General features: G+C 59.9%; 11 protein-coding genes. 4 read left to right on the plus strand and 7 right to left on the minus strand.

Annotated elements, in window-relative coordinates; all coding sequences use genetic code 11:
- The 6 genes from L3V85_RS12160 to L3V85_RS12185 all read right to left on the minus strand — a co-directional run bounded on the left by L3V85_RS12160 (position 1) and on the right by L3V85_RS12185 (position 5,366).
- Complete coding sequence (locus L3V85_RS12160) at positions 1–738, minus strand: aspartate/glutamate racemase family protein (RefSeq protein WP_237679453.1); 738 nt, start codon at positions 736–738, stop codon at positions 1–3.
- Between the two features lie 31 nt (positions 739–769).
- The gene (locus tag L3V85_RS12165; RefSeq protein ID WP_237679454.1) at positions 770–2,263 is read right to left on the minus strand and encodes an NCS1 family nucleobase:cation symporter-1; all 1,494 of its coding nucleotides are present in this window, start codon (positions 2,261–2,263) and stop codon (positions 770–772) included.
- A 192-nt stretch (positions 2,264–2,455) separates the two neighbouring features.
- Entirely contained in the window at positions 2,456–3,199 is a 744-nt protein-coding gene (locus L3V85_RS12170; RefSeq protein ID WP_272934788.1) for an amino acid ABC transporter ATP-binding protein, read from the minus strand.
- On the minus strand, positions 3,196–3,984 hold the full coding sequence (locus L3V85_RS12175; RefSeq protein ID WP_237679455.1) for an amino acid ABC transporter permease: 789 nt from the start codon (positions 3,982–3,984) through the stop codon (positions 3,196–3,198). The genes L3V85_RS12170 and L3V85_RS12175 overlap by 4 nt, the downstream gene beginning before the upstream one ends.
- 25 nt (positions 3,985–4,009) lie before the next feature.
- Positions 4,010–4,774 (minus strand): transporter substrate-binding domain-containing protein, encoded by a 765-nt coding sequence (locus L3V85_RS12180; protein WP_237679456.1) that lies wholly within the window; start codon positions 4,772–4,774, stop codon positions 4,010–4,012.
- 169 nt (positions 4,775–4,943) lie between these two features.
- A complete protein-coding gene (locus L3V85_RS12185; RefSeq protein ID WP_237679457.1) occupies positions 4,944–5,366 on the minus strand; it encodes an Lrp/AsnC family transcriptional regulator in 423 nt (140 codons plus the stop codon).
- Between the two features lie 140 nt (positions 5,367–5,506).
- Here L3V85_RS12185 and L3V85_RS12190 point away from each other — a divergent pair, with 140 nt between their 5' ends.
- Complete coding sequence (locus L3V85_RS12190; protein ID WP_237679458.1) at positions 5,507–6,556, plus strand: ornithine cyclodeaminase; 1,050 nt, start codon at positions 5,507–5,509, stop codon at positions 6,554–6,556.
- 26 nt (positions 6,557–6,582) lie between these two features.
- A complete protein-coding gene (gene ctlX / locus L3V85_RS12195; RefSeq protein ID WP_237679459.1) occupies positions 6,583–7,542 on the plus strand; it encodes a citrulline utilization hydrolase CtlX in 960 nt (319 codons plus the stop codon).
- Positions 7,543–7,598: 56 nt separating this feature from the next.
- Here ctlX and L3V85_RS12200 read toward each other — a convergent pair whose 3' ends face one another.
- Complete coding sequence (locus L3V85_RS12200) at positions 7,599–8,330, minus strand: response regulator transcription factor (protein WP_237679460.1); 732 nt, start codon at positions 8,328–8,330, stop codon at positions 7,599–7,601.
- A gap of 59 nt (positions 8,331–8,389) precedes the next feature.
- Here L3V85_RS12200 and L3V85_RS12205 point away from each other — a divergent pair, with 59 nt between their 5' ends.
- Both L3V85_RS12205 and L3V85_RS12210 read left to right on the plus strand, forming a co-directional pair.
- Complete coding sequence (locus tag L3V85_RS12205) at positions 8,390–10,321, plus strand: sensor histidine kinase (protein ID WP_237679461.1); 1,932 nt, start codon at positions 8,390–8,392, stop codon at positions 10,319–10,321.
- Between the two features lie 410 nt (positions 10,322–10,731).
- Positions 10,732–11,694 (plus strand): response regulator transcription factor, encoded by a 963-nt coding sequence (locus tag L3V85_RS12210; RefSeq protein WP_237679462.1) that lies wholly within the window; start codon positions 10,732–10,734, stop codon positions 11,692–11,694.
- The last annotated feature ends 17 nt before the right edge of the window (positions 11,695–11,711 follow it).

The raw sequence follows: 11,711 nt of genomic DNA on the forward strand, positions 1-11,711 counted from the left end.
CTAGCGCGGCAGGGTGAAGCCTTCGAGCGCGCCAATGATGGGCTTCGGCAGGGGCTTTGCCAGCTCGCCGCGCTTGCTGGTGCGCAGTTTGAGTGTCACGAGCGACTCGATGAGCTTGGTGCCCGCGGCCACGCCGTCGATCACCGGCACGCCCAGCAACTGCTCGATGTGCGCGCACAGGTCGGTCATGCCGGCGCAGCCGAGCACGATGCAGTCGGAGCTGTCTTCTTCCAGCGCGCGCCGGCATTCGTCGACGATGCGCTCGCGAGCCCGCGAGCCGGGCTCCTCGAGTTCGAGCACCGGCAGTTCGCAGGCGCGCACGTTGGCGCAGAAGCGTTCCATGCCGTAGATCTCGGCCAGGTGCCAGGCCTGGCCCATGGTGCGGCCCAGCGTCGTGACCACGCTGAAGCGGCTGCCGACCATGCTGGCCAGGTGCATCGCCGCCTCGGCGATGCCGACCACGGGGCCGCGCGCCAGCTCGCGCGCGGCCTTCAGGCCCGGGTCGCCGAAGCAGGCGATCACGTAGCCGTCGATGCCGTCGCGTTCGCCTGCCGCAATCTCCTGCAGCAACCCCGGCACGGCCAGCGCTTCGTCGTAGTGGCTCTCGATGGAAACCGGGCCCATGGCCGGGCTCACCGCCACGATCTCGGTGCCGCTGTGCGCCACCGCGCGGGCGCATGCGCCGATCTTCTCGGTCATGCTCCAGGTGGTGTTGGGGTTGATGATCTTGATGCGCACGGCGCGGTCCCTTTCTTTCTCTTTCAGTGTTTCAGGTCTTGCTGCTGCGGTTCAGCAGCGCGTACAGGATGAAGCCCAGGCCCATGCCGATGAACCATGCGTAGTTGGCGGCGCCGCGCAGCGTCGGCACCATCACGCAAAGAATGGGCACGATGGCCGACGGCACCAGTGCCTGGATCGCCTTCGGGTTGTAGCCGCCGCTGTACCAGTACTCGCCCTTGGGACTCATGGTGTAGAGCGCGTCCACGTCGATGCGCTGCTTGCGCACGATGTAGTAGTCGGCAATCAGGATACCGAACAGCGGCCCGATGAACGAACCCAGCACGTCGAGCGTGTAGTGGATGACCTCGGGGCTGTTGTAGAGGTTCCACGGCGTGAGAAACACCGAACCCACCGCGGCGATCATGCCGCCCGTGCGCCAGCTGATGTGCTGCGGCGCAACGTTCGAGAAGTCGAACGCCGGCGACACGAAGTTGGCCACGATGTTGATGCCGATGGTGGCGATCATGAAGGTCAGCGCGCCCAGCACCACGGCGGTGGTGCTGTCGATCTTGCCCACGGTGTGCACCGGGTCGGTGATGAGTTCCCCGAAAACGGGCAGCGTGGCGGCCGTGGTGATGACGGTCAGCAGCGAGAAGAACACGAAGTTCACCGGCAGGCCCCAGAAGTTGCCCTTCTTCACCGCGTCGAAGCTCTTGCCGTAGCGCGAGAAGTCGCCGAAGTTGAGCATCGGGCCGCTGAAATAGCTCACCACCAGCGCGATGGCCGAGAGCATCACCGGCAGCGCGTCCCAGCCCTGGAACTTGATGCCGCCCAGGTTCAGGTCGATCTTGCTCCAGCCGGCCTTCCACACCAGCCAGCCGCACAGCACCGCCATCACCACGTAGACGGCCGGACCGGCCCAGTCGATGAACTTGCGGATGGCTTCCATGCCGTGCCAGAACACGAAGGCCTGCAGCACCCACATGACCATGAACGCGACCCAGCCCAGGGCCGACAGGCCGACGAAGCCGTGCTGCGCCACGTCCGCGTAAGGCGCCAGGCTCGGCGCCATGTGCAGCGCCAGCACCATGAACGCGGCCGACGCCAGGTAGGTCTGCACGCCGTACCAGGCCACCGCGATCAGTCCGCGGATGATGGCCGGGATGTTGGCGCCCAGCACGCCGAAAGGCGCGCGGCAGACCACGGGGTAGGGCACGCCCGTCACCTGGCTGGGCTTGGCCACCAGGTTGCAGAAGAACTGCACGATCACGATGCCCACCAGCAGCGACACCAGCACCTGCCAGCTCGACAGCCCCAACGCGAACAGGCTGCCGGCCGTGATGTAGCCGCCCACGCTGTGCACGTCGGACATCCAGAAGGCAAAGATGTTGTATTGACCCCAGGTCTGCTTTTTCAGCGGCGCGAGGTCTTCGTTGGTCAGCCGCGGGTGGTAGCCGGGCTTGATGACTGCGTTCGACTCGGCGTGCGGCGCAATGCCGGCTTCGCTTGCCCCCGCGGGGGCCTGGCTGACGACTGTGCTCATGGTCTTCTTTCCTCGTGCGGATGAGTTGGGATTGGGAGCCGTTTTTGACGCAAATTTCGCGCCGCCTTTCGGATGCGTTATTTGTATACAAAAACTGCACGCAATCAAGACCATTCAAGGAATCATATATCCGTAGATTCCCTGAGTTCCAGGCCGGGTGTTCCGTGGAAGCAGATGCCTCCGGCGCGTGCGTCAGTGCTGCACGGCGCGATTCAGGAATGCCTTGATGCGCGGGTTGCCGTGGTCGTTGCCGAAGAACTGTGCGGGTGGCGCGTCGAACGCGATCTGACCTTGGTCGAAGAACATCACGCGGTCCGCCACATCGCGGGCAAAGCCCATTTCATGGGTCACCACGATCATCGTCATGCCCGAAGCGGCGAGCTGGCGCATGACGTCGAGGACTTCCTTGACCATCTCGGGGTCAAGAGCGGAAGTAGGCTCGTCGAACAGCATCACGCGCGGCTGCATCGCCAGTGCGCGCGCGATCGCCACCCGCTGCTGTTGTCCGCCGGAAAGCGCGAAGGGATGCTTGCGAGCATGCGCCTCCAGCCCGACCCGGCGTAGCAGCTCCATCGCCCGCTCCTCCGCGTCCTTGCGCGGGATCCTGCGCATGCGCCGCGGGGCCAGCGTGATGTTGTCGAGCACCGTCAGGTGCGCGAACAGGTTGAACTGCTGAAACACCATGCCCACTTCCCGTCGCAGCGCATCGAGGCTCTTGTGGTCGTCGTTGACCTCGATGCCGTCCACGGTGATCCGCCCCTCGTCATGGGGCTCGAGCCGGTTGAGGGTGCGAAGCAGCGTGCTCTTGCCCGAGCCGGAGGCGCCGACGATCACCGTCACCTGGCCGGTCCTGAATTCGGTACTCACATCGCGCAGCACGTGATGCGCGCCGAAGCGCTTGTGGACCTTCTCGACCTTGATCAGAACTTCACTCATGAGCGACGTCCTTCCACATCCAGCCGGTTCTCGACGGCATTCGAAATCTGGGTCAAGGCGGTGGTGAGGAGCAGGTAGATCACGGCGATGGTTGCCAGCGCCGGCAACGGCTGGAACGTCGCCGCCTGCATGCGGTTGCCTACATTGGTCAACTCCACCACGCCGATGGCGTAGGCCAGAGAGGAATCTTTCAGCAGGGAAATGAAGTTGTTGACCAGCGGCGGCAGCGAAACCTTGAAGGCCTGGGGAAGCACGACGTCGAAGAAGGTGTACCCGCGTGAAAGGCCGAGCGAGCGCGAGGCTTCGGTTTGACCGCGCGGCACGGCAAGAAGCCCTGCGCGAATCGACTCCGCGTTGTAAGCGCCCGCATTGAATGCAAGCGCCACGCATGCGGAGGTGAAGTCATCGAGCTGCAGCGCCGGAATCAGCACCGGGAGCGCCAGGAAAACGAACAGGATCTGAACCAGCAGCGGCGTGCCGCGAATGACCCAGATATAGAACGAAGCGAGCCAGCGTGCCGGCTTGAATGCCGAGAGTTTGCCCAGCGCGGCCAGAACACCGAAAAGGATGCCGGCGAGGCCGGACACCAAGGTCAGTCTGACCGTGGTGCGCGTGCCGTCAGCGAACATCTCGGCATTGGAGGCGACAGGTTCCGGCGCATGAGCCAGTGGAATGGCGATCAGCCACATCAGCAGCATCAGCACGATGACGCCGGCAATGATGGCGAGCGTGCTCCGCTGCTCGCGCGACCAGCCGGCGGGCCAGTTTGCAAAAAGGAAAGTCATGATCCGGGCGAGTGGGCGATGTGGCTCACTTGCAGCTAACGTCTTCGCCAAAGTACCTGTTCGAGACGGCGGCATAGCTGCCGTCCGCCAGCGCTTCGGCCAAGGCCTTGTCGTACGCGGCGGCCAAAGCCGTGTTGCCCTTGCCGACGGCGGCGGCGATGCGTTCGACGAAGAGCGGATCGCCCAGTTTCAGGTTCGCCTGGGGATTGGATTTGACCGCCGCCAGGGCCACGAATTTGTCCGTGACCCAGGCATCTACCCGGCCGGTGGCCAATGCCGTGCGCACATCGCGATCCTGCGGGAAGTTCTTGATTTCCTTGGGCTTCGTCAGCTTGCGAACGTTCTCCAGGTAGGTTGATCCGGTCTGAACGCCAACGACCTTGCCGGTCAGATCCGCGGCCCCGCGGATTGCCGGATCACGCGAAACGATGGAACTGCCGGAGCAGTAGTGCGGGGAGGCGAAGTCGACGGCCTTGGCTCGCTCCGGCGTGATGCCGTGCGACGAGACGACGATGTCCCAGCGATCCTGTTGCAGGCCGGCAAGCAGGGAGTCGAAACCGATGGTCTTCCATTCGATGGCAAGCCCCATTTTCTTCACCACGATCTCGGCGATCTCGATCTCGAAGCCGGTCAGCTTCTTGCCTTCGAAGTAATTGAACGGAGGAAACTCGCCGCCGGTTGCCACGACCAGCTTGCCGCTCGCCTGAATGTCGGGAAAAGGCCGGGCGCTGGCGGTGAATATGACTTGGGTCAGGAGGAGGGAAGCAAGGAGAAGGCGAGCCAGTTTCATGATGCATGTCTCTTGGTGGGTTTTGTTCGGGTTCGAGCGTGCGAATTGCAGTGCTCGAACCGGTCCAAAGTTTGCCGCCGGAGGGCGCCAACAAAAAGAATGCAAACTGGCACAATTTGAATGCTGCCGAGTCAGTTCGCTTCTCGGCTGCATTCAAATTGTTCGATTTCTAAAGCTTGTGCGTGGAGAGCAGGATGCTGGTCTCCGTATTGGCAATGCCTTGAATCTTGCGGATGGCGTTCAGCACCCGGTCGAACGACTCGAGGTTGTCCGCCCTCAATTCGGCGATCAGGTCCCAACGCCCATTGGTGGTGTGCAGTGCGACCACATTCGGGTTGCCACGTAGCACCCGACCGACCTCGTCGCCGTGATGACCATCGACCTCGATGGTCATGAACGCGCGTATCCGATGCAGTTCGGCCTCGGGTTTGAGTCGCAACGTGTAGCCGACGATCATGCCGTCGGACTCCAGCCTGGAGATGCGATTCTGTACCGTGGCCCTGGCCAGTCTCAGTTTCTTGGCCAGCGTGACGACAGGCGTGCGGGCATCAGCGCGCAGCAGAGAGATGAGTTCGCGGTCGGTGTCGTCCATTTTTACGATATGCCATATTCAATGAGCAAAATGTAGTTAATGGCGGATAACTTGACAAGTTGAATGCTTCAAATTGGCACCACCAGCGCCAACAATTTCCCCATCGCGGAAAGCCGCAAGCATTCATTTCAGGAGACTCCATGACCCGCTTCGTAGACGTTCCGACCATGTCCCGCCTCGTGCAGGACATTGGCGTGACCCAGTTCATCGGCGAACTCGCCGACACCATTCAGGAAGACTTCGTTCGCTGGCACGACTTCGACAAATCCGCGCGCGTTGCAAATCACTCGGAAATCGGCGTGATCGAGCTCATGCCGGTGTCCGACGCCAAGACCTATGCATTCAAGTACGTCAACGGCCACCCCAGCAACACGCAGCGCGGCCTCTATACCGTGATGGCCTTCGGTGTTCTGGCCGAGGTCGAGACCGGCTACCCGGTGCTGCTGTCGGAACTCACTGTGGCAACCGCATTGCGCACCTGCGCCACTTCCCTGATGGCCGCGCGCGCCCTCGCACGACCCGACGCACGTCGCATGGCACTCATCGGCAACGGCGCGCAGGGCGAGTTCCAGGCCCTGGCATTTCACAGCCACCTCGGCATCGAAGAGATTGCGGTCTTCGATGTCGATCCGTGCGCTACCGACAAGCTCGTTCGCAACCTGTCGGTCTACAACTCGCTGAAGATCATTCGCGCAAGCTCGACGGCGGAGGCGGTGCGCGGTGCGGACATCGTCACCACGGTGACCGCCGACAAGGCCTACGCCACCATCCTCACGCCCGAGATGATCGAGCCGGGCATGCACATCAACGCCGTGGGTGGCGACTGCCCCGGCAAGACCGAACTGCACGCCGACGTGCTGCGCGGCGCGCGAGTGTTCGTGGAGTACGAGCCGCAAACCCGCATTGAAGGCGACATCCAGCAGTTGCCCAGGGACTTCCCGGTCGTGGACCTGTGGCGTGTATTGGCGGGCAAGGAACCCGGTCGCCAGAGTCCCGGGCAGGTCACGGTTTTCGACTCGGTGGGTTTTGCGATGGAGGACTACTCCACGCTGCGCTATGTGAACAAGCAGGCCGAGCAACGCAACCTCGGCGAAAACGTGGAACTGGTGCCATGGGCCGATGACCCGAAGGACCTGTTCCGCTACACGCGCTCGGGTGCATCGCGCGCTGTCATTCGCCGCGTGGCCTGAATCGCCGACCCAGGAGAGCTGCCGCAATGTCCAACTTCCGCTCGATCCAGGCGCCGGCTTCGGTCGTCATGGTCCGTCCTCATCAATTCACGCCGAACCCGGAAACCGCGGCGGACAACTCATTTCAAAGCGCCGCGGCCAGGCATGAGGCGCGCGCCGTCGCGGAAGCCGCGCACCATGAAGTGACAGCCGCCGTCGAGCGTTTGCGTGCCGCGGGCGTGCAGGTCCACCTCTTCGAGGACCAAGGCGAACGCAACACGCCCGATTCGGTGTTTCCCAACAACTGGTTCTCCACCCATCCCGGCGGCCACGTGGCGATCTATTCCATGTATTCGCCCAGCCGCCGCCGCGAGCGCCGGCAAGACGTGATCGAGATGCTCAAGGCCAGGTACCGCGTGCAGGACGTGATCGACTACTCGGGCCTTGAGCAGGACGAGCTGTTTCTGGAGGGCACGGGTGCCATGGTGTTCGACCATCTGGCGCGGGTTGCGTATACGGCACGTTCCAATCGCGCGGATCCCGTGTTGCTGGAGCGTTTCAGCACGCACTTCAACTTCGAACCCATCGTGTTCGACACGGCCGATGCGTGCGGGCGGCCGATCTATCACACCAATGTGCTGCTTTGCGTTGCGACCGAATTCGCGTTGCTCGGCACGAGTTCGCTCACCGATCCGCGCCGCGCCGCCGAGGTGGTGGCGCGCCTGCGGGAATCGGGACGCGAAGTCATCGACCTGAGCGCGACGCAGATCGCGGAGTTCGCGGCCAATGCGATAGAACTTTCTGGAAGGGATGGTCGCATCCTCGCGCTGTCGCAACGGGCCTGCGAGAGCCTCACGGCGCAGCAGAAGCGGCGCATCGAACGCAGCGCCCGCCTGCTGCCGCTGGCGGTGCCGACCATCGAGATGGCGGGTGGCTCCGTGCGCTGCATGATTGCCGGCATTCATCTCTCGCCACGTGAAGCGGCGGTTGACTGCTCCCCGACTTGATTGCTGGCGGGGGCGCCGCTGACCTGGCGGAATCAGCAGCCTCGAGCGGCCCTCACTCAGGCCCGAAACCGATAGCCCGTGCCTCTGACAGTGTGCAGCGGCAGTGAAATGCCCGCCGCGAGCGCCTTGCGCCGAAGCCGGCTGATCACCACGTCCACGCGCTGGAGGTCGAAATGCTCGAGGTCGCCGCCAAGCGCGACCGCGAGCTCCACACGGTCGACAGGCTTGTCCCGCCGCTTGAACAGGCACCCCACGATGGCTCGCTCGGACATGGTCAGGCGCAGCATCCGGTCGCCCGGATCGCAGAGGATCCAGTCGTCCTCCTTGAGCTCCCAGCGTCCCGTGCCCCTGGGCGCTTCAGACTGCGGCTGTGCAGGATGGGCACCGCGCTCGGAGGCCTTGATGCGCCGATGGATGGCCTGCAGCGACGCGGCAAGCTCTTCGGCGTGTACCGGCTTCACGAAGTAGGCATCCGCGCCGTCACGCAGGCCGCGCACCCGATCGCTGAGTTCGTGGCGTGCGGTTGCGAACACGATTCCCACGTTGCTGGCCGAGCGCAGGTGCTGGGCAATTGAAAAACCGTTCTCGTCCGGCAGCCCGATGTCGATGACCACGATGTCGCAGCGGCGGACCGCATAGGCCCGGTAAAACGCCGACGCCGTCGAAAACCCGTGGGCTTCGACGCCCATCTGGTTGAGGTTGTATACGAGCGCTTCCTGAAGGTCTTCTTCGTCTTCGATCAGGTAGACGACTATTTTTTCACTGCTGTCGGTTTTCGTAATGTTCATGGTGCATATTCCTGCGGCCTCGGCGCAAGCCTGGACGACGAGCCGGAAGAATCATTGGAATGAAAAAGAATCGCTGCCTGTATTTGATATTTGGACTGATCCTCTGGCTTTCATGCCAGGCCGCGGGAGCGATGGTTCTCAAGAAGGGGCAGGGGGATGACGGTCCGATTTCGTTGGCAAAGGAGGTGGAGGTGTTCCGGGATCCTTCCGGAAAGGTCACCATGAACGATATCGTCTCCAATCCGGATAAATACAGCTTCGTGCGTGAAGATATTCGTTCGTTCGAGAGATATTCCGACGATACCTTGTGGATCCGGGTTTCGCTGCAGCAGGAAATCGGCACGCCGATCGACTGGGTCATGCAGATATTTCCAGGCTGGATCGACGAAGTCGAAATGTACTGCGTCTATCCGGATGGAAAAATATCGACCAACAAGATGGGCGATCAGCATTCGTTTTCCGAGAGGGATATTCAATCCAGCATCATGGCATTTCCATTGATCGTGGATTCGGCATCGAGAATCCATTATTTTAGGGTGAAAACACACGGATTGACGATTCTCGATCTAAATCTTTGGCAAAAATCGAGATTCGAAAAAGTGGAGCTGAAGAGAAGCCTTTTCTTTTCCGCGTTTACAGGGGCAATCGCCGTCATGGTGCTTATGAACCTGATTTTCTGGAAATGGACCAAGGATGGGGATTTTTTCATATATTCCCTGTTTCTGGTGATCATGCTGGGCGCCGTATTCGCGGTGCAGGGATATTCCAGTTCCTTGTTCTTTCCGGATAACCCGGTGTATGCGGATCGCTTCGTGGACGCGACCACCTGTGCACTCATGTCAATTGCCGCGATATTCGTGTGCCGATTTTTCAATTACAGGGACTATTCGGCATGGGCCGCCAGATTCATGTATCTGGCAGCGGCAGTTTTTTTCCTGGCAGTTATTCTTTCCATGCTCGGTGTGATCGAAAATTCGATCAAATGGCTGCTTTATCTGGAAATTTTTGTAGGCATCTTCAATACCGTATTTGTTGGCTGGGTGATTTTCCGCAGGAAGGCCTTTTATCAGCTGCTTGCTGCTTTCATTTTTTTCGTGGTGAATTCCTCATGGCTTTTCTATTCCATGGTCCTGCTGGGCGTCGTGAGGCTGGAGCAGTCTTTTGTTACGGAGTCGCTGATACAGTTCACTCAATTGGCAAATTTGACAATACTCAATATTGCCGTGGTCAGCCGTTCCAGGCAGTCTGAATTGAGAGTGAGGGCCGAGAGAAAACGGGCATTCAATTCGATGAAAGTCGCGAAGATCGCATTGGAAGAGCGGGTCCGTCAGCGTGAATTTGTCGCAATACTTTCACACGAATTTCGCACCCCCCTCGCCATCATCGATGCCGTGGCGCAAGCACTCGGGTTATCGCCCTCGGGACATGACGAGCGTGTGAAACGCAGTGTCGAAAAAATCCGCAAAGCGACCCGCCGGCTGACCACCCTGGTCGAGAACATCCTGCTGGATGATGCGCTGGAGGCAGGTGCGCGTTCAACCTCCCGCAGCTTCGACCTGTGGTGCGCGATTGAAAACGTTCGCAACGTCGGGCTGCCCGACGAACATGCACGCTTGAATGTCAGCGCACCGCAGCGCCCGGTCATTTTCGAAGGCGATCAGGAGAAGATCGAAATGGCAATTCGAAATCTGCTTCTGAACGCCATCAAATATTCACCAACCGATTCGATGGTGGATGTTCAGTGTGAAGTCAGCTCGAATTTTTTCAATGTGACGGTTTCGAATAAAGGAAACCCAATTCCGGAATCCGAAAGAGGCGAGTTGTTCGAGCGTTATTTCAGAGGAGGCAACTCTTCGCTGGTGCCAGGTTCCGGACTCGGCCTTCACATTTCGCGAACGATCATGCGTCGGCACGGAGGCGACGTCGTACTGGTTTCCAGCAATGGAACCGGTACGGTGTTTCGCCTCACACTCCCGCTGCTGTCACAGTAGTGCGCACGTTAATGGTGCATTCCTTCGCGTGGCGTGCTTGCGTAAAACTATAGTGTGAAATACTTCACGAAAAATGTGAGATTTCGCGCTGCCATTCTCTGACATTAATCCCGGATCATTACTGTCAAGTGAAATTTGCTCGGGAGGGGCCTGCACAATAATGGTGCACTCCTTGCGCCGAGATTGTTATTCTCTCTCCGGCCTTCTTGTAAATAAGAATTGTGCCGAGATGACCCGGACATTTCTTAATGACATTAATTGCAATGGCATGTCATTAATCGCTGCCGTCGCAAACAGATACATTCCGCTGCCCGAACGGTCATAGTGGAGTGCAGCGACAGCCTCTCTTGACGTTCATCTTTGAACTTTGAGAGGTTGGAATGATTTCCCCAGAGTCGTGTAGCCGCTCCTTGCGCCTGGAAGCACGGAGCGACGTCCGTGACATCGTGCAGGCGCCAAGAGTGAAAGAGGGAGGCGGACGCCTCGTCGAGACCGGGGCACACCCTGCTTTGTTTCCCCCGTCCAGCGCAATCCATTCCGGTCATGCGCAACTGCCAGATACCGCAGAGATGCCCTCTTCTGGTGCGGTTGGTGGAGCGAGCACCGCTCCGAGGGGCGTGCCTGGCGCAGCGGGCCTGTTCTCGGGCGAGCTGCAATTGCCTCTCGTCGCCCTCGACGATTCGAGCGTCAGTTGCCCTGCCTTGCGAAAGAGCGTCGATCGGCTGGGTTGTGCGTCTGTCGCATTTGAAACGCTCAGCGATCTCATGAATGCACTCCAGGCGGGTGACCGCTTCGGGCTGTTGCTTCTTAATCTCCCCGCGGACGTGAATATCAATTGGGTGAAAGCCATTCGCGGCTTGACCAGTGCACCGGTATTGTTTGCGGTCAATGAAAGCAAGGCTGCCTGGCAATTGAGGGCTGGTGGGAAGCTTCACGGCGAAAGCAATTTCGACTTTGTTTTTCCTCCTTTTGACAGTGCCGAAATAAGACTGAGAGTGCGAAATCTGATGAGTCGAAGCGCCTCGATCAGATGCGCAGCTACCGGCAATGGAGTTCTGGCTTTCAAGAGCTACCGATTTCAGCTCGACGAGCGAAAGGTCTTTTACGAAGACCGGGAAGTGAGCTTGCAGCGGCGCGAATACGATCTGGCGTTGAATTTTTTCAAAAACATAGATTTCCCTTTGGCCAGGGGAAATCTGAATTTTCTTCTCCGGCGCGAATTTTCGGATTCACGTTCTCGCGTGCTGGACGTGTATGTCGCAAAAATCAGAAAAAAACTGCGAATCGAACCATCGAATGGCCTGATTCTGAAGGCGGTGTTTGGATACGGATACGAATTGCGTACCGCCTTTTCGAAAGAAATTATTGGCTGAAGGAAATTTCCATCTGC

The organism is Variovorax paradoxus (genome assembly GCF_022009635.1).
Classification (GTDB): domain Bacteria; phylum Pseudomonadota; class Gammaproteobacteria; order Burkholderiales; family Burkholderiaceae_C; genus Variovorax.

What these genes read in the sequence shown, in the direction of transcription:
- L3V85_RS12165 (WP_237679454.1), bottom strand. Translation starts at nt 2,263, where the DNA reads ATGAGCACAGTCGTCAGCCAGGCCCCCGCGGGGGCAAGCGAAGCCGGC.
- L3V85_RS12170 (WP_272934788.1), bottom strand. Translation starts at nt 3,199, where the DNA reads ATGAGTGAAGTTCTGATCAAGGTCGAGAAGGTCCACAAGCGCTTCGGC.
- L3V85_RS12175 (WP_237679455.1), bottom strand. Translation starts at nt 3,984, where the DNA reads ATGACTTTCCTTTTTGCAAACTGGCCCGCCGGCTGGTCGCGCGAGCAG.
- L3V85_RS12180 (WP_237679456.1), bottom strand. Translation starts at nt 4,774, where the DNA reads ATGAAACTGGCTCGCCTTCTCCTTGCTTCCCTCCTCCTGACCCAAGTC.
- L3V85_RS12185 (WP_237679457.1), bottom strand. Translation starts at nt 5,366, where the DNA reads ATGGACGACACCGACCGCGAACTCATCTCTCTGCTGCGCGCTGATGCC.
- L3V85_RS12190 (WP_237679458.1), top strand. Translation starts at nt 5,507, where the DNA reads ATGACCCGCTTCGTAGACGTTCCGACCATGTCCCGCCTCGTGCAGGAC.
- ctlX (WP_237679459.1), top strand. Translation starts at nt 6,583, where the DNA reads ATGTCCAACTTCCGCTCGATCCAGGCGCCGGCTTCGGTCGTCATGGTC.
- L3V85_RS12200 (WP_237679460.1), bottom strand. Translation starts at nt 8,330, where the DNA reads ATGAACATTACGAAAACCGACAGCAGTGAAAAAATAGTCGTCTACCTG.
- L3V85_RS12205 (WP_237679461.1), top strand. Translation starts at nt 8,390, where the DNA reads ATGAAAAAGAATCGCTGCCTGTATTTGATATTTGGACTGATCCTCTGG.